The organism is Pseudonocardia sp. EC080619-01, from assembly GCF_001420995.1.
GTDB lineage: Bacteria > Actinomycetota > Actinomycetes > Mycobacteriales > Pseudonocardiaceae > Pseudonocardia.
In genome coordinates this window covers 4,251,928-4,275,296 of sequence record NZ_CP012184.1, presented here as the reverse complement: position 1 = coordinate 4,275,296, position 23,369 = coordinate 4,251,928, and the positions used below count along the sequence as shown (strand labels likewise).

Annotated in this window: 18 protein-coding genes and 1 pseudogene; 10 read left to right on the top strand and 9 right to left on the bottom strand. The window is 74.7% G+C overall.

Annotated elements, in window-relative coordinates:
* The first annotated feature begins 7 nt into the window (after positions 1-7).
* The gene (locus AD017_RS19980; protein WP_227012790.1) at positions 8-661 is read left to right on the top strand and encodes an RraA family protein; all 654 of its coding nucleotides are present in this window, start codon (positions 8-10) and stop codon (positions 659-661) included.
* A 15-nt stretch (positions 662-676) separates the two neighbouring features.
* Here AD017_RS19980 and AD017_RS19975 read toward each other — a convergent pair whose 3' ends face one another.
* The gene (locus AD017_RS19975) at positions 677-1,384 is read right to left on the bottom strand and encodes a FadR/GntR family transcriptional regulator (RefSeq protein ID WP_082538269.1); all 708 of its coding nucleotides are present in this window, start codon (positions 1,382-1,384) and stop codon (positions 677-679) included.
* A gap of 166 nt (positions 1,385-1,550) precedes the next feature.
* On the opposite strand from AD017_RS19975, the gene AD017_RS19970 reads away from it, so the two are divergent.
* Genes AD017_RS19970 through AD017_RS19960 form a run of 3 tightly spaced genes read left to right on the top strand, consistent with a single transcriptional unit; the run spans position 1,551 to position 5,589 of the window.
* Positions 1,551-2,915, top strand: coding sequence for an SLC13 family permease (locus tag AD017_RS19970; RefSeq protein ID WP_060575103.1), 1,365 nt, complete (start codon positions 1,551-1,553; stop codon positions 2,913-2,915).
* Between the two features lie 29 nt (positions 2,916-2,944).
* Positions 2,945-4,132 (top strand): CaiB/BaiF CoA-transferase family protein, encoded by a 1,188-nt coding sequence (locus tag AD017_RS19965; protein ID WP_060575102.1) that lies wholly within the window; start codon positions 2,945-2,947, stop codon positions 4,130-4,132.
* The gene (locus AD017_RS19960; RefSeq protein WP_060575101.1) at positions 4,129-5,589 is read left to right on the top strand and encodes a carboxyl transferase domain-containing protein; all 1,461 of its coding nucleotides are present in this window, start codon (positions 4,129-4,131) and stop codon (positions 5,587-5,589) included. The genes AD017_RS19965 and AD017_RS19960 overlap by 4 nt, the downstream gene beginning before the upstream one ends.
* Before the next feature lie 46 nt (positions 5,590-5,635).
* On the opposite strand, the gene AD017_RS19955 is transcribed toward AD017_RS19960, so the two are convergent.
* Genes AD017_RS19955 through AD017_RS19945 form a run of 3 tightly spaced genes read right to left on the bottom strand, consistent with a single transcriptional unit; the run spans position 5,636 to position 7,709 of the window.
* Positions 5,636-6,376, bottom strand: coding sequence for an HAD-IIA family hydrolase (locus AD017_RS19955; RefSeq protein WP_202796315.1), 741 nt, complete (start codon positions 6,374-6,376; stop codon positions 5,636-5,638).
* A 50-nt stretch (positions 6,377-6,426) separates the two neighbouring features.
* Positions 6,427-7,242 (bottom strand): Fpg/Nei family DNA glycosylase, encoded by an 816-nt coding sequence (locus AD017_RS19950; protein ID WP_060575100.1) that lies wholly within the window; start codon positions 7,240-7,242, stop codon positions 6,427-6,429.
* The gene (locus AD017_RS19945) at positions 7,242-7,709 is read right to left on the bottom strand and encodes a ribose-5-phosphate isomerase (RefSeq protein WP_010225435.1); all 468 of its coding nucleotides are present in this window, start codon (positions 7,707-7,709) and stop codon (positions 7,242-7,244) included. Before AD017_RS19945 ends, AD017_RS19950 begins: the two co-directional genes overlap by 1 nt.
* A gap of 18 nt (positions 7,710-7,727) precedes the next feature.
* Between AD017_RS19945 and AD017_RS19940 the strand changes: the two genes are divergently transcribed.
* Both AD017_RS19940 and AD017_RS19935 read left to right on the top strand, forming a co-directional pair.
* On the top strand, positions 7,728-8,402 hold the full coding sequence (locus AD017_RS19940; RefSeq protein ID WP_010225434.1) for a DUF429 domain-containing protein: 675 nt from the start codon (positions 7,728-7,730) through the stop codon (positions 8,400-8,402).
* Positions 8,403-8,419: 17 nt separating this feature from the next.
* The gene (locus AD017_RS19935) at positions 8,420-9,226 is read left to right on the top strand and encodes an MBL fold metallo-hydrolase (protein ID WP_082398825.1); all 807 of its coding nucleotides are present in this window, start codon (positions 8,420-8,422) and stop codon (positions 9,224-9,226) included.
* Positions 9,227-9,542: 316 nt separating this feature from the next.
* Here AD017_RS19935 and AD017_RS19930 read toward each other — a convergent pair whose 3' ends face one another.
* A complete protein-coding gene (locus tag AD017_RS19930; RefSeq protein WP_082398824.1) occupies positions 9,543-10,958 on the bottom strand; it encodes an MFS transporter in 1,416 nt (471 codons plus the stop codon).
* Positions 10,959-11,104: 146 nt separating this feature from the next.
* Between AD017_RS19930 and AD017_RS19925 the strand changes: the two genes are divergently transcribed.
* Positions 11,105-13,681, top strand: coding sequence for a carboxylate--amine ligase/circularly permuted type 2 ATP-grasp protein (locus AD017_RS19925; protein WP_060575099.1), 2,577 nt, complete (start codon positions 11,105-11,107; stop codon positions 13,679-13,681).
* An 82-nt stretch (positions 13,682-13,763) separates the two neighbouring features.
* A complete protein-coding gene (locus AD017_RS19920) occupies positions 13,764-15,644 on the top strand; it encodes a prolyl oligopeptidase family serine peptidase (RefSeq protein WP_060575098.1) in 1,881 nt (626 codons plus the stop codon).
* On the opposite strand, the gene AD017_RS19915 is transcribed toward AD017_RS19920, so the two are convergent.
* The gene (locus AD017_RS19915; RefSeq protein WP_060575097.1) at positions 15,631-17,178 is read right to left on the bottom strand and encodes a serine/threonine-protein kinase; all 1,548 of its coding nucleotides are present in this window, start codon (positions 17,176-17,178) and stop codon (positions 15,631-15,633) included. The two genes, AD017_RS19920 and AD017_RS19915, sit on opposite strands and share 14 nt — an antisense overlap.
* A 139-nt stretch (positions 17,179-17,317) precedes the next feature.
* Positions 17,318-17,494 (bottom strand): annotated as a pseudogene (locus AD017_RS35390) (transglycosylase family protein); the annotation flags it as partial.
* 129 nt (positions 17,495-17,623) lie between these two features.
* On the opposite strand from AD017_RS35390, the gene AD017_RS19910 reads away from it, so the two are divergent.
* Both AD017_RS19910 and AD017_RS36450 read left to right on the top strand, forming a co-directional pair.
* Positions 17,624-18,721, top strand: a complete 1,098-nt coding sequence (locus AD017_RS19910; RefSeq protein ID WP_168172826.1) for a tyrosine-type recombinase/integrase — start codon at positions 17,624-17,626, stop codon at positions 18,719-18,721.
* A gap of 146 nt (positions 18,722-18,867) precedes the next feature.
* Complete coding sequence (locus tag AD017_RS36450; RefSeq protein ID WP_227013334.1) at positions 18,868-20,811, top strand: tyrosine-type recombinase/integrase; 1,944 nt, start codon at positions 18,868-18,870, stop codon at positions 20,809-20,811.
* Between the two features lie 29 nt (positions 20,812-20,840).
* Here AD017_RS36450 and AD017_RS19900 read toward each other — a convergent pair whose 3' ends face one another.
* On the bottom strand, positions 20,841-21,743 hold the full coding sequence (locus AD017_RS19900; protein WP_168172284.1) for a putative collagen-binding domain-containing protein: 903 nt from the start codon (positions 21,741-21,743) through the stop codon (positions 20,841-20,843).
* 163 nt (positions 21,744-21,906) lie between these two features.
* On the bottom strand, positions 21,907-23,325 hold the full coding sequence (locus AD017_RS19895; protein WP_060575095.1) for an aldehyde dehydrogenase family protein: 1,419 nt from the start codon (positions 23,323-23,325) through the stop codon (positions 21,907-21,909).
* Positions 23,326-23,369: the final 44 nt, after the last annotated feature.

Below are 23,369 nucleotides of genomic sequence, written 5' to 3'. Positions count from 1 at the left end.
GGCGATCATGACCGAGCTCCTGGACCGGCTCCGCGCGCTGCAGGTGTCCTCGCTGTGCGACGCCGACAAGTCGCTGCCCGTGGTGGACCCGGCGATCCACGCCCTCCTGCCCGGGACCTCCCTGGCCGGCCCGGCCGTCACCGTGAGCTGCGTGGACGACCACCTGCCGATGTTCGCCGCACTGCGGGCCGCCGCCGAGGGATCGGTGCTGGTCGTCGCCGGGGCCGGCGGCACCCGCGCGGTGGCCGGCGAGCTGTTCGCCACCGAGGCGCGGCGGCGCGGGCTGGCCGGGATCGTCGTCGACGGGCTGGTGCGCGACGTCCGCGGCCTGCGCGCGATCGGTCTGCCGGTGTTCGCCCGCGGGACCTGCCCGGCGTCCGGGTCGGTGCAGGACCCGGGCACCGTCGACGAGCCGGTCGCGTTCGGCGGGATCGTCGTGGCCCCCGGCGACGTCGTCTGCGGCGACGACGACGGCCTGCTCGTCGCCCCGCCCGACCGGCTCGTGGGGATCGTGGACACCGCCGAGGAGATCGAGCGGGCGGAGACGGCGCTGGTCGCGGCGATGCGCCGCGGCGAGGAGCTGCACGGGCTGACCACCGTCGACGAGCACGTGGCCGCGCTCCGCCGCGGCGAGCGGTCCGCGCTGGGGTTCCGGGTCTGAGCGACCCGGCCCGGGTCAGTCCGGGTCCTGCAGCAGCGCCACGTCGGAGACGGCGTCGATGTGCTCGGCCATCGTCCGGGCCGCGGCGTCGGCGTCCTGCGCGCGGATCGCCTCGACCACCAGCCGGTGCGCGGCGAGCGACTCGGCCGGGCGGCCGGGCTGGCTGAGCGACTCGATCCGCGACTCGCGGATCAGCTCGGAGATCTCGCCCATCAGCGTGCCGAGCAGCCCGGAGTGCGCCGCCGTCGTGACCGCGGCGTGGAACTGCTCGTCACCGCGCACGCCGCGCCCGCCGCCGTCGACGTCGGCGGCCATCGCCGCCACCGCCTCGTCGATCCGGGCGAGGTCGGCGTCGGTGCGGCGCCGGGCGGCGAGCGCCGCGATCCGCACCTCGAGCGCCTGACGCGCCTCGATCACCTCGCGCAGCCGGTGCCAGCGGGCCCGCAGCGCGTGCAGCACCTGCCGGTCGGCGGGCACCTCGCGGATCACCGCGCCGTCGCCGTGCCGGACGTCGATCACGCCCTGGACCTCCAGCGCGACGAGTGCCTGCACCACCGACGCCCGCGACACCCCGAGCAGCCCGGCCAGCTCGCGCTCGGCCGGGAGCCGGTCGCCGGGGCCGAGCCCCTGCTCGGTCATGTGGTCGAGGAGCCGCTCGACGAGCTGCTCGTACAGGCGCGGGCGGGCCAGCGGCTGCAGTGACCGTGCGGACTCCCGGATCACGGGCCACCTCCGTTCGTGGTTGACAGCACCCTACCGGAGGTGGATAGTCCACTGGGCCAGTGGCCAGTCCACTGCTCCACTGTTCCACTGCTCTCCTGCGCCACCTGGCCGTCCGCTCCGTCCACCACATCCCGCCGAGGTCACCGCCGACCTGGAGGTTCCTGCGATGCCACCGGATCTCGTCGCCCTGCTCGTCCTCGTGGGCGTCTTCCTGGTCGCCACCCTGCGACCGGTCAACATGGGCGCGGTCGCCCTGGTCGCCGCGTTCGTCGTCGGCACGTTCGTCGTCGGCGAGTCCACCGACGAGCTGCTCGCCGGGTTCCCCGGGGACCTGTTCGTGATCCTGGTCGGTGTCACCTACCTGTTCGCGATCGCGAAACGGAACGGCACCGTCGACTGGCTGGTCGCCCGCGCGGTCCGACTGGTCGGCGGCCGCACCGCGCTGATCCCCTGGGTGATGTTCGTCGTCTGCGCGGCCGTCACCGCCGCGGGCGCCGCGTCACCGGCCGCCGTCGCGATCATCGCGCCGGTCGCGCTCGGGTTCGCGCACCGGCACCGGATCTCGCCGATGCTGATGGGCGTCATGGTCGTGCAGGGCGCCTCGGCCGGGAGCTTCTCGCCGATCGGGATCTTCGGCGGGATCGTCAACGGCGTCGTCGCCCGCAACGGGATCGCCGCCGACCCGACCGTGCTCTTCCTCGCGACGTTCGGGTTCAACGCCGTGCTCGGCGTGCTGGCCTTCCTGGTCCTCGGCGGCCTGCGGCTGGCCCGCGGCGCCGGCAGCGCCGACCTCGACGAGCTCGGCGGCGAGGCCGTCTCCGCGTCCCGGGCCGCCACCCACCGGCCGGTCCCGCCGCACGCACTCGCCGGGAGCGGGCCGACCCGCGCCGCGGCCGCGACCGCCACCACCGAGCCGGCCGCCGACACCGCGCCGCGGCTGGGCCGCGAGGGCGTCGCCACCCTGACCGGGCTGCTCGGGCTGATCCTCGGCTCGCTGGTGCTCGACCTGGACGTCGGGTTCGTGGCGGTGACCGTCGCGGTGCTGCTCACCCTCGCCTTCCCGCGGACCAGCGCGGGGGCCGTGCACGAGGTCAGCTGGAGCACCGTCCTGCTGATCGGCGGGATCGTCACCTACGTCGCGTTGCTGGAGCGCACCGGCACGATCGACCGGCTCGGCGCCGGCGTCGCCGGGATCGGCGCCCCGCTGCTCGCCGCGCTGCTGATCTGTCTCATCGGCGCCGTCGTGTCGGCGTTCGCCTCCACCACCGGCATCCTCGGGGCGCTCATCCCGCTGGCCGTGCCGTTCCTGGCCGCCGGTCAGGTGTCGGCGACCGGGCTGATCGCGGCGCTGGCGATCTCGTCGTCGGTCGTCGACTCCAGCCCGTTCTCCACCAACGGCGCGCTCGTCGTCGCCAACTCCGCGGAGGACCGCCGTGACGCGGTCTTCCGCGGACTCATGACCTGGGGGATGTCCCTCGTCGTGCTCGCCCCGCTCGTCAGCTGGGCGCTGCTCGTCCTGCCCACCGCCTGAACCCGCCGTCCCCCTCGGAAGGAGCCCCCATGGCCCGCCCCGCCACCGGCCCGCTGCACGACGTCCTGGTCGTCGACCTCAGCCGGGCACTCGCCGGACCGCACGCCACGATGATGCTCGGCGACCTCGGCGCCCGGGTGATCAAGATCGAGAACCCGGTCGCCGGGGACGACACCCGTGGCTGGGGGCCGCCGTTCGTCGGCGACGAGGGCGTCCGGGAGTCGACCTACTTCCTGTCGGCGAACCGGAACAAGGAGTCCGTCGCGCTCGACCTCAAGTCCGACGACGGCCGCACCGCCCTGCGCGAGCTGGTCCGCCGCGCCGACGTGCTGGTCGAGAACTTCCGGGTCGGCGTCCTCGACCGGCTGGGCTTCGGCACCGACGAGCTGTTCGCGCTCAACCCGCGCCTCGTCGTCCTGTCGATCACCGGGTTCGGTCACGACGGGCCGGAGGCACACCGCTCCGGCTACGACCAGATCGCGCAGGGCGAGGCCGGGCTCATGTCGGTCACCGGCTCCGGCCCGGACGACCCGCAGCGCGTCGGCGTCCCGATCGCCGACATCCTCGCCGGCATGTACGGCGCGTACGGGGTGCTCGCGGCGCTGCACGAACGGGAGTCCACCGGCGCCGGGCAGGTCGTGCGCTCCTCGCTGCTGTCGGCCGTCGTCGGGGTGCACGGGTTCCAGGGCACCGCCTGGACGGTCGCCGGGACCGCCGGGCAGGCCCGCGGCAACCATCACCCGTCGATCTCGCCGTACGGGATGTTCCGCTGCGGCGAGGGCGCCGTGCAGCTGTCCTGCGGGTCGGAGGGTCTGTGGCACCGGCTGTGCGCGGAGTTCGGTCTCGATCCCGACGCGGAGGGCATGCGCACCAACCCCGAGCGGGTCGGGCACCCCGACCTGGTGCGGACGACCGTCGAGGACGCGTTCGCCGGCGACACCGCGGACGCGACGCTCGCCCGGCTGGCCAGGGCCGGTGTCCCGGCCGGGCGGATCCGCTCGATCGACGAGGTCTACGCCTGGGAGCAGACCCGCAGCCAGGGCCTGCTGATGGAGGTCGAGCACGCGTCGCTGGGGGCACTGACCGTGCCCGGCCCGCCGCTGCGGTTCTTCGGACCGGACGGCGACGAGACCTCCCCCTCCGGGCACGCCGCCGCCCCGGTGCTCGACCAGCACGGCGACGCGGTCCGTGCCGAGCTCGCGGGCGGCCCGCGGTGAGCGCCCCGGCCCGGGCCGTCCCCGGCTCGGCGCAGCTGCTCGCGACCGTCCTCGACGCCGGGTCGTTCCGGTCGTGGGACGCGCCCGCCACGCCGCCCGCCGGTGCGGACGCCCGCTACCGCCGCGAGCTCGCCGCCGCCCGCGACGCGGCCGGGACCGACGAGTCGATGGTCAGCGGCGAGGGACGGGTCGGGGGACGGCGGCTGGCCGTCGCCGTCAGCGAGTTCGGCTTCCTCGCCGGTTCGGTCGGGTCCACCGCGGCCCGGCGGCTCGTCGCGGCCGTAGAGCGGGCCACCGACGAGCGCCTGCCGCTGCTGCTCTCCCCGGCCTCCGGTGGCACCCGGATGCAGGAGGGGACGCCCGCGTTCCTCGAGATGATCACGATCGCGGACCGGGTCGCCGCGCACCGCCGGGCCGGGCTGCCGGTCGTCGTCCACCTGCGGCACCCGGCGACCGGCGGGGCGTTCGCGTCCTGGGGGTCGCTCGGCACCGTCACGACCGCCGAGCCGGGTGCGCTGGTCGGCTTCCTCGGCCCGAAGGTGTACCGGGCGCTGCACGGCACGGACTTCCCCCCGGACGTGCAGCGGTCCGAGAACCTGGCCGCGCGCGGGATCGTCGACGCCGTCACCGGGGCCGACGGGCTCGCCCGGCTGCTGGACGCGCTGCTCGCCGTCGTCGAGCGGCGGCCGACGGTCGCCCCGGCCGCACCCCCGTCCCCGGAGCCGCACGGCGGCCCCGCACCGGACGCCTGGGCGTCGATCACCGCCACCCGGCGGCCGGACCGGCCCGGGGTGCGCGAGCTGCTGGACCGCGAGGCGGGCGACGTCGTCCCGCTGCACGGCACCGGCGTCGGCGAGATCGCGGCCGCGACCGTGCTGTGCCTGGCCCGGATCGGGAGCACGCCGTGCGTCCTCGTCGGTCAGGACCGCGCGGCCGAGCGGCCACCGGGGCCCGCCGACCTGCGGGTCGCCCGGCGCGGCTTCGCACTGGCCCGCGAGCTGCGGCTCCCGCTCGTCACCGTCGTCGACACCGGCGGCGGCGAGCTGAGCGCCGACGCCGAGAACGGCGCACTGGCCGGTGAGATCGCGCGCTGCCTGGCCGAGCTCGCGGACCTGCCGGTGCCGAGTGTGTCGGTGCTCGCCGGTCAGGGATCGGGCGGCGCGGCGCTGGCGCTGTTCGGGTCGCGGCGCCGGATCGCGGCCGGGAACGCCTGGCTGACCCCGCTGCCGCCGGAGGGCGCGAGCGCGATCGTGCACGGGACACCCGACCGGGCGGCCGAGGTCGTGGCGGCGCAGCAGGTGCGCGCCACGGACCTCGCCGACGCCGGTGCGGTCGACCGGATCGTGCCGGAACACCCCGACGCCGCCGACGAGCCGGCGGCGTTCACGGCGCGGCTCGCCCGGGCGATCGAGGAGGAGGTGCGGATCGCCGCGACCGGGCCGGGTCGCCGTCGCTGACCGCTGCCGGTGCTCTCATACGTCCGTCCCAGACGGACGATCAGGGCTACACGTCGTCGACGAGATCCGCGACCGAGGGCACGACCCGGTTCGGCCGGAACGGGAACCGGTCGATCTCGGACTCCTTGGTGATGCCGGAGAGCACCAGGACCGTGCGCATCCCGGCCTCCAGCCCGGCGAGGATGTCGGTGTCCATCCGGTCGCCGATCATGACCGTGGACTCCGAGTGCGCGCCGAGCCGGTTGAGCGCGGCCCGCATCATCAGCGGGTTCGGTTTGCCGACGAAGTACGGCTCCACGCCGGTCGCCTTCGAGATCATGGCGGCGACCGAACCGGTGGCGGGCAGGATGCCCTCCGGCGACGGCCCGGTCGCGTCCGGGTTGGTGGCGACGAACCGCGAGCCCTTCTCGACCAGGCGCATCGCGGTGGCGATCGAGGAGAAGCTGTACGTGCGGGTCTCCCCGAGCACGACGTAGTCGGGGTTGCGGTCGGTGATGACGTAGCCGACGTCGTGCAGTGCGGTCGTCAGCCCGGCCTCACCGATGACGTAGGCGCTGCCGCGCGGGCGCTGCTCGTGGAGGAACGCCGCGGTCGCCAGCGCCGAGGTCCAGATCGACTCCTCCGGCACGTCCAGGCCGGTGGCCTGCAACCGGTACCGCAGGTCCCGGGCCGTGTGGATGCTGTTGTTCGTCAGGACGAGGAACGGGATGTCCTTCTCCCGCAACCGGGACAGCAACGCGTCGGCCCCGGGGACGATGCTGCCCTCGCGGACGAGGACGCCGTCCATGTCGGTCATCCAGCAGTCGATCGGCTTGTGCTCCACCACGACACCGGACCCTAACGGTGATCCGGCTGGCACGTGGGACACCAGAACAGGTTCCGCGCCGCGTGCTCGGAGTGCCGGACCTCCGTGCCGCACACCAGGCAGGGCAGGCCGGCCCGGCGGTAGACGTACACCTCGCCGCCGTGCCGGTCCTTGCGGCCGGGTTCGCCCCGGCGCCGCGGATCGTGCTCGGGGCGCACCGTGTCGATCCGGCCCACCCGCACGCCGTCACGCATCAGGGCGACGAGATCGGGCCACATGGCGTCCCAGGTCGCGCGGTCCAGCCCCCGGCCGGGCAACTGCGGGTCGAGCCCGTGCCGGAACAGCAGCTCGGCCCGGTAGACGTTCCCGACGCCCGCGAGGACGGCCTGGTCCATCAGCAGCGTCGCCAGCGGGCTGCGCGACCGGGAGACCCGCTCCCAGACCCGGTCCGGGTCGGCGTCCCGGCGCAGCGGATCGGCGCCCAGGCGGGCCCGCACCGCCCGCGCCTCCGCCGAGGTGATCAGCTCGCACGCGGTCGGGCCGCGCAGGTCGGCGTAATGCGACTCGCCGACGAGCCGCATCCGCAGCTGCCCGACCGGCTCCGGCGCGGGCAGCTCGGACTCGGTGAACGTCCCGTACAGCCCGAGGTGGACGTGCACGACCCGGTCCCGCCCGTAGCGGTGGAACAGGTGCTTGCCGTGCGCCTCGGCGCCGGTCATCACCTGCCCGTCGAGCAGCGCGGCGGAGCCCTCGAACCGCCCCTGCGGGCTGGAGACCCGCACCGGCCTGCGGACGAACAGCAACCGGTGCCGCTTCGCCAGCCGGTGCAGCGTGTGCCCCTCGGGCATCAGCCGGGCAGGTCGATCTCGCCGGTCTCCTCGTAGCCGAGCATCTGGTCGATCCGGCGCTGGTGGCGCTCGTCGCCGGAGAACGGGGTCGCGAGGAAGGCGTCGACGATCGCGACGACCTCGGGGAACGGGTGCTGGCGGGCACCGACGCCGATGACCTGGGCGTCGTTGTGCTCGCGGGCGAGCTTCGCGGTGTCCTCGTTCCAGGCCAGCGCGGCCCGGATGCCCTTCACCTTGTTGGCGGCGATCTGCTCGCCGTTGCCGGAACCACCGAGCACGATGCCGAGGGAGCCCTCGTCGGCGACGACCCGGCGGGCCGTCTCGATGCACCAGGCGGGGTAGTCGTCGAGGGCGTCGAACGTCGGGGCCCCGACGTCGACCGCCTCGACACCCTGCTCGGTCAGGTACTCGACGAGCTTGCCCTTGACCTCGAAACCGGCGTGGTCACTGCCCAGGTAGACGCGCACGGGGCAGGATCATCCCTCATGCGGATCGGAGGGGTGGACGGGGTCCCCACGGGCTGGGTCGTGTGCGTGCTGTCCGGGACCGGGCGGGCACGCCGGGTGAGCTGGTCGGTCGTCCCGGACGCGGCGGCCGTGCTCCGGGCGACCGCCGGGTGCGACGCCGTCGGGATCGACATCCCGCTCGCGCTGCCGTCCGGCGGGACGCGGCGGCGGGCCGAGGTCGAGGCCTCCGCACGGCTCGGGACGGCGCGGGCGTCGCTCTTCCCGACCCCGCCCGCGACGGTCCTCGCCGCCGGGTCGTACGCCGACGCCTGCGCGGCCGCGCAACGCGCCACCGGACGGAAGATCAGCGTGCAGGCGTGGAACATCGTGCCGAAGATCCGCGAGTTCCAGGACGTCGCGCTGCCCGCGCCGGTCGTCGAGGCGCACCCGGAGCTGTCGTTCCGGACCCTCGCGCCCGGCACCGGTTTCGCGTCGAAGAAGACCGCACGCGGGGCCGGGCAGCGCATCGCGGCGCTGTCCGGGTGGGTCGACCCGGCGCTGCTGCTCGGCGACCTCCCGTCCGCGGCCCGGCTCGACGACGTCCTCGACGCCCTCGTCTGCGCCTGGACCGCCGAGCGGGTCGCCCGGGGGACGGCGGAACTCCTCGGGCCCGGCACCGACGACCGCGGCCGGTCGACGGCGATCGCGGTGTGAGGGCACGATCGACGCCCGTGGACGGACGGTGGCTCGAACTCGCCGACGGCGTGTTCGCGCGCCGGCACGACGGGCTGGACCTGACCACCGGGCTCGTCCTCGGCGCGGACCGCGCACTGGTGGTCGACACCCGCGGTGACGACGTCCAGGGCGCCGAACTCGCCGCCGCCGTCCGCACGGTGACGACGCTGCCGCTGGTCGTCGCGATCACGCACGCGCACTTCGACCACTGCTTCGGCACGTCGGCGTTCCCCGGCGTGCCGGTGTACGCCCAGGCCGGGTGCGCGGCGGCGCTCGCCGTGACCGCGGCCGCGCAGCGTGCGGAGTGGGTGCGGCACCACCGCGACGCCGGGGACGACTGCACCGCCGACGCCCTCGCCGCCACCGTTCCGGTCCTCCCGGACGGCCCGGTCTGCCCGCGCCCGGGCTCGTCGCACCCCGTGGACCTGGGCGGACGCGTGGTCGAGCTGGTCCACCCCGGACCCGCGCACACCGGTCACGACCTGGCCGTGCACGTGCCGGACGCCCGGGTGCTCTTCGCCGGGGACCTGCTGGAGAACGGCGCGCCGCCGTCGGTGGGGCCGGACGCGTACCCGTCCCGGTGGCCCGGCGCCCTGGCGCTCCTGCTGGCCCGCGACGCGGCGACCTACGTGCCCGGGCACGGGGACCCGATGAGCCCGGGCGAGGCCGCGGCCCAGCACGCGGAGCTGCTCGCGGCTGCGGCTGCGGCAACGGGAGCGGGAGCAGGAGCGGCAGCGGCGGCGGGCGCTGGGGCGGCGGACGGTGGGGCCGCGGACGGTGGGGCCGCGGGGCCGGGTCGGTGATCGCCGGCGCCCGGAGGCGCGACTCGCGGGACCCTCGGGCGCGACCCGCGGGACCCTCGGGACGGGCCGCCGGGCACGCCGGAGCCGCCACCGGAGCCGGGTCTTCTACGAAGTCGCTTCCTCAGGCAGCGATTTCTCCGGAAGCGTGGCCACCACGAGGGGGGCGTCCCTCTCGGGCAGAGAGGTGGCGCTGTGGAATCGCTGCCTGAGGAAGCGATTCCACGACACCCCACCCCCTCCGGCGGCGCGTGCGAGCTCGTGCCGCCCCTCGCGCGGATCCCCACGGCTCGGCAGGCCCCGCCGCACGACCTCGACCTCAGGGCGCTCCGCCCCGGGAGCGGCTGCGGCGCCCCTGCGACGCCGGTCGCGCCTCGTCCGGCTCCGCAGGTCGCGGCGGAACCATCGGCGCGGGATCCGACCGTCCACCCGGCAGCGCCCGCGCCACGTCCCCGGCGAATCCCGACGGGTCCGCGGCCACGCCCGTCGCACGCCGGAGCCGATACAGCTCGGTGGTCGGGCGTTCGTCGGCCTGCAGGCGCCCCCGCAGCGCCAGCACCGCCGGTAGCGCCAGGACCGGGCCGAGCGCGAGTACCGCCAGCGACGCCTGCCAGCCCACGGCCCCGGCCAGCACCGGCACGGTCGCGATCCCGCCGACGGTCAGCAGGAACCCGAGCGCCGTCTGGACGGTGAGCGCGGTGCCCGGGTAGCGGGGGTCGGCGACCTCGATCGTCGCCGTCGTCAGCACGGCGGAGTCGGCGACGGCGGCCGCGCCCCACAGCACGCAGAACACCGCGACCGCGACCGGTGCGGCGCCGAGGAGCAGCGGCGACAGCAGGCAGCAGAGCCCGCTCGCGACCAGCGCCGTCGCGATCACTGGGACCCGGCCCCAGCGGTCGGCGGCCCGGCCGCCCAGGACGCAGCCGGCGGCGCCGCCCAGCCCGGTCGCGACGAAGACCAGCAGGTGCTCGCCGGGGCCGGGGTCGCCGGACGCGAGCGCCGCGCCCAGCCAGGTCCACATCGCGTACAGCTCCCACATGTGGCCCAGGTAGCCCAGCACCACGAGCCGGGGCCCGCGTTCGCGGAGCATCCGGACGGCGTAGCGCGGGTCCGGCGGCGGCGCCGGGGCGTGCGCGGGGCCGGGGCGCACGAGGCACCAGGCGAGCGCCGCGGCGGCGAGCCCGCAGAGCGTCGCCCCGGCGAGCACCGCACGCCACGGCAACGCCGGCACGCCGCCGATCAGGTGCGGCAGCGCCGACCCGACCGTGAGCGCGCCGACCAGCACACCGAGATCGCGGGCGCGGCGTTCCGGCCCCGACCAGGACGTCATGATCTTCATGCCGACCGGGTAGACCAGCGCCAGGCACATCCCGGTCGCGGCGCGCAGCACCAGCGCGAGCAGTGGTCCGTCGGCGACGGCGGCGAGCAGCAGGGTGCAGCCGGCCGCGGCCGCGGCGCCACCGGCCAGCAGGCGTTCCGGCCGGACCCGGTCCGCCAGCGTCAGCACGGACGACACCACCGCGCCCGCCGCGAACCCGAGCTGCACCGAGCAGGTGAGCCAGACCCCGGCCGTCGTCCCGATCCCCCACTCGGCGCGTAGCTCGGGCAGGACGGCCGACGCCGAGAACCACACCGCCAGCCCGAGCACCTGGACGACCGCGACGAGCGCACGCTGGCCGGTGCCGGTGGGCGCGCCATCGGCGCGGCGGCGGTGCCGGCCGGTACGGGTGACCATCGACGGAAGGTACCGAGGGCACCTGCTGGGAACTGGTCCGTACAGCTCAGCGTCACTGCTCCGATCGGCGCAGCGGGCGGGCGACCGCAGCCTGCCGATCATCTCCCGACACCTGCCGGTAACAGCGGCGACCTAGCGTCACCGCCGTGGGGGACGTGTCGCTGGTGGGGGTCGAGGAGGAGTTCCACGTGGTCGGCCTGACCGACCGCCGGGCCGCACCCGACGCGGACCGGCTGCTGGAACATCTGGACGGCGCCGAGTTCTTCCCCGAGCTGCAACGCTCGCTGGTCGAGACGAACACCCCGGCGACGGAGTCGCTCGACGACCTGCGCCGGCACGTGCGACGGCTGCGGGCCCGGCTCCGGGAGGCCGCCGAGCCGCTCGGGCTGGGCGTGGTCGCGGCGGGGACCGTCCCGCTGGTCGACCTGTCCGGCGACGACGTCTCCGCGGGCGCCCGGTACGAGCGGATGCAGCACGAGTACCAGATGCTCGTCCGCGAGCAGCACATCTGCGGGCTGCAGGTACACGCCGACGTCCCCGACCGGGACACCGCGGTGCAGGTCTCCCGCCGGGTCGCGCCCGCCCTCCCCGCCCTGCTCGCGATCACCGCCAGCTCGCCGTACTGGCGCGGCCACGACACCGGCTACGCCAGCTACCGCAGCATGATCTGGCAGCGCTGGCCCACCGCCGGTCCGCCCGGTGACGTCACCACCGCCGCGGAGTACGACGCGATGATCGACGAGCTGATCACGTCCGGGACGATCAGCGACGCCGGGATGCTCTACTTCGACGTCCGGCCCAGCGCACACCTGCCGACCGTCGAGCTCCGGGTCTGCGACGCCTGCCCCGAGGTCGACGACGTCGTCCTTGTCGCCGGCCTGTTCCGGGCGCTGGTCGCCCGGGCGCGCGCCGACACCGAGGCCGGACGACCGCTCCCCCGGGTCCGGCACGAGCTGCTGCGGGCCGCCGGGTGGCGGGCCGCCCGCTCCGGCCTGGAGGGCGACCTCGTCGACGTGTCCGAGCCCGCGGCACCGGTCCTCTCCCCGCCCGCGGTGCAGCTGCGCACGCTGGTCGCCGAGCTGCGGCCGTGGCTCGAGGACACCGGCGACGCCGAGCAGGTCGAGGAGCTCGCCGAGGCCGTGCTGGCCCGCGGCTCGGGTGCGGCCGCGCAGCGCAGGGCGTTCGGCCACCGCGGGTCGCTGGTCGACGTCGTCGACGACCTCCTCGCCCGCACCCAGGGCGAGGAGGTGCCCGGCACCCTGCCGGTGACCGTCCCGGTCGCGCCGGACCTGCTGTCCGGCTACGTCCCGCCCCGGCACGACGAGGCCGTCGACGACGACCTGACGATCCGCCCGGCGTACGGCTGGCTGTTCCGCTCCCTCGAGCGGCTCGGCACCCGCGGGCTCACCGCCGCCGAGTCCGCGCTGCGGACCGAGCAGCGCGCACGCGGCGTCACCTTCCCGGTCCCCGGCGTCGTGCCCGGTGACGACGGCGAGCGGCTGTTCCCGCTGGACCTCGTCCCGCGGATCGTGGCCGCGGACGACTGGGCGCACCTGTCGGCAGGGCTCGCCCAGCGGGTCCGGGCGCTGGAGCACTTCGTCCGCGACGTCTACGGCCGGCGCGAGATCGTCCGCGACCGGATCGTGCCGGCCGCCGTCGTCGACGGGGCGCCCGGCCGGACGCGGTCGGGCACGCTCGTCCCGCCGGACGCGGTGCGGATCGCCGTCGCCGGGATCGACCTGGTCCGCGACTCCGACGACGGCTGGGTCGTGCTCGAGGACAACCTGCGCGTCCCGTCCGGGATCGGCTTCTCGATGATGAGCAGGCGCCTGATCCGCAGCGTGCTGCCGGACCTGGAGTCACCGTCGGAGGTGCTGGGGCTCGACGACGTCCCCGCCCGGCTGCGTACCGCTCTCGTGGACGACCCGTCGGACCCGGACGGCGAGACCGCGCTGCTCACCGCGGGCGAGTCCGACCCGGCGTTCTTCGAGCACCGGCTGCTCGCCGAGGCCCTCGAGATCCCGCTGGTCACCCCGTCGCGGCTGCAGGTCACCGACGGCGCGGTGTTCCTGGTGGGCGGCGGGCGCCGTCGCCGGCTGACCACGCTGTACCGGCGGATGGACGAGACCGGGCTCGCGACGGCCCGCGGCGCCGACCACCGGCCGATCGGGCGGGCGCTGCTCGCGTCGATGGCCCGCGGCCGGACCACGCTGCGCAACGCGCCCGGCAACGGCGTCGCCGACGACAAGCTCGTCTACGCCTACGTGCCCGCCATGATCCGCTACTACCTGGGCGAGGAGCCGGTGCTCGCCTCGGTCCCGACCTTGCCCTGCGCCGACCCGGTCGCCCGGGACGAGGTGCTCGACCGGCTCGGCGAGCTCGTCCTCAAGCCGGTCGACGGCTACGGCGGTGCGGGCATCGTGATCGGCCCGCACGCGACGCCGGACGAGCTGGACCGGGTGGCCGCCGGGATCCGCGCGCACCCGGCGTCCTGGGTGGCCCAGGACATGGTGCGGATCTCGACGCACCCGACCTTCACCGACGGTCTCCTGCAGCCGCAGGCCGTCGATCTCCGGGTGTTCGCCGTCCAGTCCTCCGGCCGCGGCGCGACGCCCGAGATCGACGTCCTGCCGTCGGCGCTGTCCCGGGTCGCCCCGCCGGGCGGGATGATCGTCAACTCGTCCCGGGGCGGGGGCGCGAAGGACACCTGGATCATGGCCTGACTCCCGCGCCGCGACCGGGTACGTTCCGGTCTGCGGCGACGGCCGGCCGATGGGATGTGATGCAGGAACGGGGTGATCACCGGTGGACGCGGTGCGCGCGGAACCGACGACCGGACCGGCGGTCCCCGCTGCCGAGCCCGCGGCGGCCGCCGCCGGGCACCACTCCCCCGTGGTCTCGCCGGACGGCACCCGGATCGCCTGGATCTCCGACCTGTCCGGCCGTCCACGGGTGCACATCGCGCCGCTCCCCGAACACGGCCCGGTCGATCCCGCCGGGAGCACCGTCCTCGTCGCCGACGGCGAGCACCCCGACGTCACGACCCTGGCGTGGTCGCCGGACGGCGGCCGGATCGCCGTCGAGATCGCCCCGTCCGGGAGCGACCGCACCCGGGTCGCGCTGCTCGATCCCGACGGCGGCCCGCCGGTCGAGATCGCCCCGGCGGCGACGGCGGTCACGCTCGGCGCCTGGGCTCCCACCGGACGCTGGCTCGGCGTCACGATCCTCACCGACACCGGCGACCCCGGCTCCGACGACTACGGCACCGGCACCGCCTGCCTGGTCGACGTCCGTGACGGGTCCTCGGTCGTGCTCGGGACCGGCCAGGCCGCCGCCGTCCAGGCGATCTCCGCCGACGGCCGTCGGGTCGTGCTCCGCACCGGGCGCCGCGGCGAGCGGGGCCTGGACCTGGTCGACCTGCGGACCGGTGCGCGCGACCGGCTGATCGGCGGCCCCGGCGGGGCGCTCACCGCCACCGCCCGGTTCGGCAGCGCGCCGGGCACGCTGTGGGTGCACACCGACGCCGACCGGGAGCACTCCGCCCTGCTCGCCGTCGCGCTCGGCCCGGCCGCCGACCACCGGATCGCCCCCGCCCGGCCGGTCGCCGTCCGGCCCGGAGCGGATCTCGACGTCGTCGCGCTGGACCGGTCCGGTGCGCGGGCCGCGCTGGTGTGGAACGCCGGCGGGCGCAGCGAGCTGGAGATCGCCGACCTGCGGGGTGGGCGGCCGCAGCGCCTGGTCGCGCCGTGCGACGTCGTCACCACGGTCTCGTTCGGCCGCGACGGCGCGGAGCTCCTGGTCGCGGGGCACGGCCCCGGGATCCCGCCGCACGTCGTCCGGATGCCGGTGGGCGGCGGGCACGCGACCGCACTGATCGGCGGTGCACCGGTCCCGCCGGTGCCGCCGCGGCCCGAGCGCGTGCTGTTCCCGGCCGAGGACGGGCTGCGGATCGCCGGGTGGCTGCACCGGCCCGTCGCTCCGAACGGGACCGGGTTCGTCTGGCTGCACGGCGGCCCGGAGTCCGAGGAGCGGCCCGGCTGGGCACCGCTGCTGCACGCACTCGTCGCCGCGGGCGTCACCGTCCTGACCCCGAACGTCCGGGGGTCCTCCGGGCGGGGCCGGGCGTTCGCCCGGCTGGACGACGGCGAGCTGCGGCCGTCGTCGGTCGGTGACGTGCGGGCGGCGACCCGGCTGCTCGCGGGGGTGCCGGACGTCGGCCCGGACCGGATCGTCGTCGGCGGGCGGTCCTACGGCGGGTTCCTGACCCTCGCGGCGCTCACCCGGTATCCCGACCTGTTCGCGGGCGGGGTCGACGTGTGCGGGATGTCCGACATGGTCGCCTTCTACGCCGACACCGAGCCGTGGATCGCCGGGCCCGCCGTCACCGAGTACGGCGACCCGCGCACCGACGCGCCGCTGCTGGAGACGATCTCACCGCTGCGCGAGACCGACCGGATCGGCGTGCCGCTGCTGGTCGTGCACGGCGAGCAGGACGGCAACGTCCCGATCGGGCAGGCCGTCGCCGTCCACGACGCGCTGGACGCCCGCGGGGCCCCGGTCGAGCTGATCCGCATCCCGGACGAGGGTCACGAGGTGCACGACCGGCACACCCGTGCGCGGCTGACCGCCAGGATCGTGTCCTGGGTGACCGGGGTGGCGGAGCGTGACCGGATCAGGCCGAGCTGAACGACTGCATGATCTCCTGGCCCTGGTCGTCGGTGCCGACGACGAACCGGTAGTTCTCCCGGGTCGTGCTGCCGTCGGCCCGCATGAACACCACGGTCGCGGTGACGGTGTTCGGGCCCGCGTTGCGCAGGTTCTCGGCGTAGACGGTGCGCATCCCGCTGTAGAACTCGCGGAACCCGTCGATGCCCTGCGACTGTGCCTGCGCCTGCGGGCTGAGCCGCGCGAACGCACCGTCGATGTTCTCGGGCAGCATCCGGTAGTAGTTCTGGACGAACGAGACCGGGTCCTGCACCTCGCCGTTGCCGGTGGTCGGGCCGGGAGTCGTCGTCGGCGCCGGGGTGGTGGTCGGCGCGGCAGGCGGCGGCGCCTCGCTCGTCGGGGCCGCCACCGGAGGAACCTGCTGCTGCGACTGGTTGCTGTAGACCCCGAAGGCCACACCCCCGCCGACGACGAGCAGCGCGGCGACGACGGCCAGCACGACCGGGAGCCGGGCGCGCCCGCCGTTCCCACCGGAGGCCGCGGCGGCACCGCGCTTGCGGCCGCCGTTGCCGCCGCCCGGGATGACCTGCGGGGCCGGCACGGCCGGGGAGTCGACGACGGTGCCGCCGCCCTGCGCCTCGGCGAACTCGCCCGCGTGGTCGCCGGCGTCGTGGCTGTCCATCGTGGCCGTCGCGGACGACGGCGTCGCCAGCCCGGCGATCGACCGGCCCGCGGCGATCCGCCCGAGGGCCTCGCGCGCCTGCGCGGCGCTGGGCCGCTCGGCCGGGTCGTTGGCGAGCAGGCGCATGAGCAGCGCCGTGACCGGACCGGCCTCGGACGGCGGGGTGATCGCGCCGGTCGCGACCTTGTGGAGCAGCGCGTAGGCGTTGTCGTCCAGACCGAACGGGGGCTCGCCCTCGACCGAGGCGTAGAGCATGGCGCCGAGCGCGAAGACGTCGGACGCGGCGGTCGGCTCCTGGCCGCGGGCGACCTCGGGCGCGAGGAACGCCGGTGTGCCGGCGATCACGCCGGTCCGGGTGAGCTGGACGTCGTCGACCGCGCGGGACACGCCGAAGTCGGTGATCTTGGCCCGGCCGTCCTCGGCGATCAGGACGTTGCCCGGCTTGATGTCACGGTGCACGACGCCCGCGGTGTGCGCGGCGGCCAGGCCGTCGGCGACCTGGCGGCCGATCGCGGCGGCCTCCCGCGGCGGGATCGGCCCCTTCTCGGCGAGCACGGCGGCCAGCGAACGGGACGGGAGGTACTCCATGACCAGCCACGGACGGTCGTCGTGCACGACGACGTCGAACATGCTGATCACGTGCGCGTGCTGCAGACGGGCACCGATCCGGCCCTCGCGCAGGATCCGCTGCCGCGACTCCTCGAGCTGGTCGGGCGACGGCAGGGCGGCCGCGAGAAGCTCCTTGACGGCGACCGTGCGGTTCAGCAACTCGTCCGTGCCACGCCACACGGCACCCATCGCACCGGCGCCGACCCGCTCGTCGAGCCGGTAGCGATTCCCGATCCGGTGGGCCTCGGGGGTGGGCGAGCTCATGGGGTCCAAGGGTAGGGAATCGGGCCGGAGCCGACGCCAGCAGGGCACCGAGTCCGGACGACCGGGCGGGGGACGTTCGAGACTACGCGTCGACCGTCGGCGCATCCAGCGTCCGGCGGCCACTCCGGAGTGGAGACCGTCACCTCGGCAGGTCGAGCCTGCGTGCGCATGCCGGCCACGATCCGTAACCGCCGCGGGCGTCCCGGACCTTCGTGGCGATCTCGATCTGCTGCTCGCGGGACGCGCCGTCCGCGGTGGGGGCGTACCGGGTGCCGCCGAAGTCGCTCCAGGTGCCCTTGTCGAACTGGAGGCCACCTTTTATCTGGACACCTGACTTCTGACCGCGGTGTCTCTGCAGGTCAGAGACTTGTGGTTTGTGATCTAGTGCCGGGCCATGCGAGTAGCGAAGTGCGTTCCAGAACGAGTAGGCGAACCGGCTTTGGCTGTGGTCGACGACGTGGGCTCGCCGGTGCCGGAGGTGTCGGCGTTCCTGCGGTCGCTGGCGGTGCGGGAGTACTCGCCGAACACGGTGCGGGCCTATGCCTACGACCTGTTGAAGCTGCTGATGTTCCTCGACGGTCGAGGGTGCCCGCTGGCCGACTTCTCGCCGGTGCTGGCCACAGATTTTCTGGCCTGGCTTCGCCAGCAGTCCTCGGCTGGCCGTGCACAGCGCAGCCAGCTGGGGTTGGTGACCGCGCAGGGACGGCGTCTGTCCGCGCGGACGTGCAACCGCACGTTGGCAGCGGTGTCGTCGTTCTATGAGTTCCTGATCAGCTGCGGTGGCTATATCGGTGTAAGTAATCCGATCTTGCGCGAGGCCGACCACGTCTCGGCCCAAGTCTTGGGGCGGCACCGGGCGCCGCTGGTGACCAGCGCCGATCAACGGCCTATCCGCCGCACGCTGCGAGTCCGGACGGTCGACACGCTTCCGCGCCCGGTACCGGACGAGACGTTCACCGCGCTGCTCGGACAGCTGACCAAGCTGCGTGACCGGGCGCTGGTCGAGCTGATGCGAGAGGGCGGTTTCCGCCCCGGTGAGGTGCTCGGCTTGCATCTGGACGACGTCTCCTACGGTCGCAAGCGGGTCACCATCCGTCACCGCGGCGATCACCCCGCAGGGGCGCGGCAGAAGAGCCGCCGCGACCGGGTGGTGGATCTGCTCGAGGACCGGGCGTTGCCGGTGCTGAACCGCTATCTGCTGCTCGAACGCCCACCGGACGTCGAGTCCTCGGTGGTGTTCCTGGTCGGCGGCCGCGGCCAGCGCCGGGGCGAGGCGTTGAGCTACGACGGGCTGGTGCGGATGTTCCAGCGCGCCGCAGTCCGGGCCGAACTGCGGGAGAGCTGGCTGACTCCACACAGCCTGCGTCACACCCACGCCACACGGATGTTCGAACTTGGGATGGGCGAACTGACGTTGATGCGCCGGCTCGGGCACGCGAGCCCGGACTCGACAAGGGTCTACACCCGCGTCACTGACCACCAGGTCCGAGACGAGTACCGCGCGGCGCTCGAGATCGGCGTGGAGCTGGGAGACCGCCGGTGAGCGGGTCGGGGCCGAGCGGCGCTGCTGATCCGGGCGGCTCATCGCGCCGGCCCCGTGATTTCTCGGAACCGTGGCACGCCTCGGCGCAGGAGTACGAGCGGTTCGTCCGGGACGGGCTGCGGGCCTCGAGGAACTGGGGCCCGGCATTGCGCGATGCGCGCACGGAGTTCGTCGCGCACTACCCGAGCCTGGCCCGCTGGATGCGCCGACCGATCGCTGAACGCCTGGGGCCGACCGGCAACATCCCCCGCCGAGCGCACGGCGCGCTGGTGGACCCGGCGGCGGCGCGGGCCAGCCTGAACGCGCGGCCCTACCTGATCTATCTGAGCCTGACCGGGCGGCTTCCGCTGGACTGGACCTGGCTGTTCGGGGTCAAGGTCCTGCGGATCCTTCCGATCGCCGACGGGCTCGGGTTGGCGCTGCGCGCCCAGATGGCCGAGCTGCTGGACCGGGCAGTCGCGCTCGGTGCAAAGAAGAGCGGAGTGCACTGGCAGCATTCCTGGGCCATCCCCCGGCTGCTGCTCCACCGCGCTGACCCGGACCTGCACACCCTGACCGCAGCCGACATCGACGAGCTGCGAGACAGCATCCGCCACATCCACTCGCTGCCTGAGAACGATCAGATCGATATGCCGACCGACCAGCGCTCCGGGTTCCCGATGAACTGGATGACTCACGCCACCCAGACCGGGGTCCTGCTGTTCCACACCGGGGTCATCGAGACCCTGCCACTGCGCAAACACCCCCGACGCCGCCGCGCGCTGAGCACCGTCCCCGGGGTCGGCGCGGTGATGGACCGCTATGTCGATGAGCTCGCGGTCACCCGCCGCCCCGGCACCGTCGCCCAGGCCCGCTCGGCGCTGTTGCGCCTGGCCGCCTGGCACATCGAGACCCGGCCGGAGGAAACCAGCTTGGCCGGGCTGGATCGTCCGGCGCTGCTGGGGTTCCTGGCTTGGCTGCCGCACCAGCGCAAGTGGAAACACCCCGACCAGCCACTCTCGGCCATCTATCGCCAGCACGTGATCAGACACGTCGTCGCGTTCTTCCGACACGCCGCCAACCACGGCTGGGACGCCATGCCTGCACGGGCCCCGCTGACCACCGCTGACGTCCCGCGCAACATCGACCGGGTCCCGCGATTCATCCCGGCCGAGCAGCTCGAACCGCTGATGGACGGCATCCGCGAGCTGGATTGCCAGCTGCAGCGCTGCGCGCTGCTGCTCGCCCGCTGGAGCGGCGCTCGCAGCGGTGAGATCCACAAGCTCGATCTGGATTGCCTCGACACCTACCCCGACGGGACCCATCGGCTCCGGTTGGCCGCCGGCAAGTCCGGCAAGGAACGAGTAGCGCCGATCCACCCTGAAGCCGCCGACGCGCTCCGCGCACTGATCGCGCAGCGTCGCGCCCAGACCGACCGGTCGCTGTTCGACCCGGACCTCGGCCGCGAGATCCGCTACCTGTTCCTGCGCAACGGACGCCTGGCCAGCCCGGACTACCTGTTCAAACGCGGCCTGGAACGGGTCTGCGAACAGCTCGGGTTCGTCGACGACAAGGGCCGGGCCCTGATCCACCCACACCGGTTCCGGCACACCATCGGCACCCAGCTCGGCGAACGCGGCGCGAAGATCCAGACCATCATGAAGGTCCTCGGGCACAGCTCGGCCGGCATGTCGATGACCTACACCAGCCTGTCCGACCCGGTCGTGCTCGCCGACTACCAGGCCGTCCTCACTCCCGGCGCGGTGCTGGCCGGCCCGCAGGCCGAGGCCATCCGCAGCGGCGAACTCACCGACGAGGCGGTGAACTGGCTGTCGACGAACTTCTACAAGACCGAACTCGAACTCGGCCGCTGCCTGCGCCTGCCCCAAGAGGGCCCCTGCGAATGCGACCTCTACCTGACCTGCTCGAAGTTCCTCACCACACCCGACTACGCACCCCGACTGCACGCCCGCCTCGACGTCGAACAGCAACTCATCGACGACGCCCGGACCCGCGGCTGGGACCGCGAAGTCGAACGACACCAACGGATCGCTGCCAAGCTCCGCGCCCTCCTCGACGAGCTCGGCCAGCCCCCGACACCGCACATCTGACCGCCCAGCCGAATCCGCGCGCCCGGGCGTCACGACGAACCCTCCAGACCGAGCCACGACATCATCCGCGCGCCCCAACTCCTCCCACTCGCAGGGCAGTGATCTGCATCACCCTGTAGTGGATCTGTTCGGATAACGCCGTAGTAACCGTTGCCGGTCGAGATCTGCCAGTCGCCGGAGGACTCGCACCGGCTGAGGCGGTCCCAGACGGCGGCGTCCGGGGTGTCCGGCTTCTGCTCGGCGGCCGGTCCGGGCTTCGCGGCCGGAGCAGGCTCCGCGGGAGCGGGCTTCGCCGGAGCGCGCTTCGCGGGAGCGGGCTCGGGAGCGCGCGTGGGGGCCGGGTCGCCCGGGAAACGGCGGTGCTCGGGGTCGGTGCCGGAGGTGGGGCCGTCCCCGGCACGGTCCGGGTCGCCGGAACCCGTCTCGCCGGAGGCCGGATCGCCGGACCCCGGGGCCGGACGCGCCGTCTCCCCGGCCGTCCCGGCGACGGTGTCGGCGACGGCGTCCGCGTCGGGGGCGCCGTACCCGGCCGCGGCATCGTCGACGACCAGCACCCACTCCCGTCCGCCGCCGTCGGGCACGGGGAACCGGGCGACGCCGACGCTCGCGAGCACGGCCAGCTCCAGCGTCCGGCCGGTGGCGGGCTCCACCCACCACGGCCGGGCCGTGTCACCGGCGAGGAGGTCCAGGTCGAGGACGACGTCGCCCCCGGCGGGCGTGTGGCCCAGCACGTAGGACCCGTCCTCGGCGCTCGCGACTCCGACCCGCCGGTCGACGGCCGCCGCGCGGACCGTGAACGCGCCGTCGCGGTACGGGCTCAGCGCCGTGCGGGCGACACGGTCGGCGCCGGGCCCCGCCGGTGTGACCGCCGCGGCGACGGCCAGGTGTGTCCCGGCGAGCGCACCGGCGAGCACGAGCACAGTGCCGACCACAGTGCCGAAAACACTGCCGAGTACCGGGGCCGACCGTCGTGAGTTCCAGGTGTCCACGGCGGGGCACCCTGTACGTCCGGCGCCCCGGCCACGGCCGAAGCGGCCCGGACGTTCGCGATCGCACCCACCGGGCCCGCCGGGGCGGGGCCGTCCGCCGCAGGACCTACTGCTGGATCGACTTGGTCTCCAGGAACTCCTCCAGCCCGTACCGGCCCAGCTCCCGGCCGTTGCCGGACTGCTTGTACCCGCCGAACGGCGCCTGGATGTTGAAGGCGCCGCCGTTCACGTCCACCTGCCCCGTCCGCAGCCGGCGCGCGACGGCCATCGCGTGCTCCTGCTCGCCGAACACCGCCCCGGCCAGGCCGTAGACGGTGCTGTTGGCGATCTCGACGGCCTGCTCCTCGTCGGCGTAGGGGATCACCGACAGCACCGGGCCGAAGATCTCCTCCTGCGCGATGACGGCGTCCGGCTCGACGTCGGCGAAGATCGTCGGGCGGACGTAGGCACCGCCGTCGAGGCCCTCGACCGGCCCCGGGCCGCCGAAGACGACCCGGGCACCGTCGGCGACACCGCGCTCGACGTAGCCGCGCACCCGCTCCTGCTGGGCCGCCGACGACATCGGACCGATCCGGGTCGACGGGTCGGTCGGGTCGCCGACGCTGTACTTCTCCGCCGCCGCCACGAGCTGGGCGACGATCTCGTCCTGCTTCGAGGCGGGCACGAGCATCCGGGTCCACGCGGTGCAGGTCTGGCCGCCGTTGATCCAGGCGTTGCCGAGGCCCACCTTGACCGCCCTGGCCAGGTCGGCGTCCTCGAGGACCACGTTCGCCGACTTGCCGCCCAGCTCCAGCGCGACCCGCTTGACGGTGTCGGCGGCGACCACCGAGACCCGCTTGCCGGCCCGGGTGGAGCCGGTGAAGGACACCATGTCGACGTCCGGGTGCGCCGCGATCGCCTCGCCGACGACGGGCCCGGTGCCGTGCACGACGTTGAACGCGCCCGCGGGCAGCCCGGCCGCCGCCGCGACCTCGGCGAGGATCTGCGCGGTCAGCGGCGCGACCTCGGTCGGCTTCAGGACGACCGTGTTCCCGGCCAGCAGCGCGGGCGCGACCTTCGCGACGATCTGGTGCAGCGGGTAGTTCCACGGCGTGATCGCGCCGACCACGCCGATCGGCTCCCGGACGACCAGCGAGTTGCCGATCTCCTCGGTCCAGGCGAAGCCGTCGGCCAGCCCCGCGACCGTCGCCGACGACCCGATCGGCATCGCGACCTGCACCTTCTGCGAGAAGGTGATCGGCGAGCCCATCTCGGCGGTGATCGTGTCGGCGATCTCGCCCGCCCGCTCCTTCAGCCCGGCGGAGATCGCCTTCACCACGGCCGCGCGCTGCCCGACCGGCGTCTCCGACCATCCCGGGAACGCGGCACGGGCGGCCGCGACCGCGGCGTCGACGTCGGCGGCGGTCCCGGCGGGCACCGACCCGACGGGCGCCCCGGTCGCCGGGTCCACCACCTCGATCCGGTCGGTGCCCGCGGACTCGCGGGAGGTGCCGCCGATGACGTGGGACAGCGTCGTCTCGCTCATGCCCTGATCCTCACACGCGGGGCAAGGGCAGGCTCACCAGTCGC

Coding starts and splice junctions, on each gene's coding strand:
- AD017_RS19980 (WP_227012790.1), top strand. CDS start 8: ATGACCGAGCTCCTGGACCGGCTCCGCGCGCTGCAGGTGTCCTCGCTG.
- AD017_RS19970 (WP_060575103.1), top strand. CDS start 1,551: ATGCCACCGGATCTCGTCGCCCTGCTCGTCCTCGTGGGCGTCTTCCTG.
- AD017_RS19965 (WP_060575102.1), top strand. CDS start 2,945: ATGGCCCGCCCCGCCACCGGCCCGCTGCACGACGTCCTGGTCGTCGAC.
- AD017_RS19955 (WP_202796315.1), bottom strand. CDS start 6,376: ATGGACGGCGTCCTCGTCCGCGAGGGCAGCATCGTCCCCGGGGCCGAC.
- AD017_RS19950 (WP_060575100.1), bottom strand. CDS start 7,242: ATGCCCGAGGGGCACACGCTGCACCGGCTGGCGAAGCGGCACCGGTTG.
- AD017_RS19940 (WP_010225434.1), top strand. CDS start 7,728: ATGCGGATCGGAGGGGTGGACGGGGTCCCCACGGGCTGGGTCGTGTGC.
- AD017_RS19930 (WP_082398824.1), bottom strand. CDS start 10,958: ATGGTCACCCGTACCGGCCGGCACCGCCGCCGCGCCGATGGCGCGCCC.
- AD017_RS19915 (WP_060575097.1), bottom strand. CDS start 17,178: ATGAGCTCGCCCACCCCCGAGGCCCACCGGATCGGGAATCGCTACCGG.
- AD017_RS19895 (WP_060575095.1), bottom strand. CDS start 23,325: ATGAGCGAGACGACGCTGTCCCACGTCATCGGCGGCACCTCCCGCGAG.